A 1091-nucleotide genomic window follows, 5' to 3' on the forward strand; every position below is an offset into this window, starting at 1 on the left:
AGGCAGCCAAAAACTGCATTCTTTTCCTTGGAGAAGTACCCAGAAAAAGAATATGCTGTATTATTTGTTCAAAAATCTCAAATACTGAGTCATATGGGCACACCTGCCCTTTCCATACTATCTATGGACTTGTAAAATTATCCTTAAGTTTTATTAGGCAGCCTTCTTCACACTCCGAGCCATCTCCCTTGCGGCAAGAATGGCAGCATTTGCTGTATGGATTCCGAAGAAGAGTAGTAGCCTCTCGCTAAACATATTGCACGCCTTGATGCGTCCAAGGCTATAGTGTTGCTTTTGATTTCCAAAGCTACCCTCCATTACCGTAGCTCTGAGGTTTCCAATAATCTTTCTCGCTATCTTGAGACATTCAGCTTCTTCTTTGGGTCTTGGACCTTTTCTAGTGAAACAGGTCGTTATGCCTTTTTCAGTACACATAGTGCGGTTGGCATTGTTGGCATATATGGAATCGGCACCGACACGCTTGACTTTGATTCCCGTCAAAGATTCCTGATATTCAATACATTGCTTAAGGCGGACACCCTCGTTGAATGCCTCAAAGCTGTGGTGCTCTATGAATGATATGCCGTCTATCTGTATGTTGTTGACCTTTGCACCAAACTCTACACGCTTGTTTTCCTTGCCCCTGACAATGGGACGTAGATAGGGACGGTCGATGCTGACGATACGGTGCTTGACTTCCTTGCCAGAGAATAGTTCTGACTGTTGGAGGCATACCTCACGCACAGCGGACAGCCGCTTTTCTTGTTCTGCCGACAGACAGATGCAAGGACTGTACTGTTTACGCAGACGATTCCATTGGGAAAGGAGTTTGGACAGGAGCCTCAGGAGTCTTCTCCTGAGCTTGCGCGTGGACGAGGCTGTGTGCTTGCGCTGCTTGGCGTATGCAAGCCTGGCCTTGTCAATATTATTATACTTGCTTCTCGGAATACGCTCTGAAAGGTGTTTACACTCGGAGACCAGCAGAGTGTGAAGCCAATGGCAACACTCCCAGAGCAGCTTGATATCCGTAGGAAAACGCAGGTAGCTCTCGTAACAGGTTGCATCCGTCAAACATAGATCTTTATCCTTGA

General features: G+C 46.4%; 1 protein-coding gene. It reads right to left on the minus strand.

Annotation, left to right across the window (positions count from 1 at the left end):
* Nucleotides 1-153 precede the first annotated feature (153 nt).
* Nucleotides 154-1091, minus strand: a 938-nt coding sequence (locus tag CZ367_RS14020; protein ID WP_077197566.1) for a DDE transposase, incomplete at its 5' end; no start/stop codon positions are given.

Source organism: Prevotella ihumii (assembly GCF_900155655.1).
Lineage (GTDB): Bacteria > Bacteroidota > Bacteroidia > Bacteroidales > Bacteroidaceae > Prevotella > Prevotella ihumii.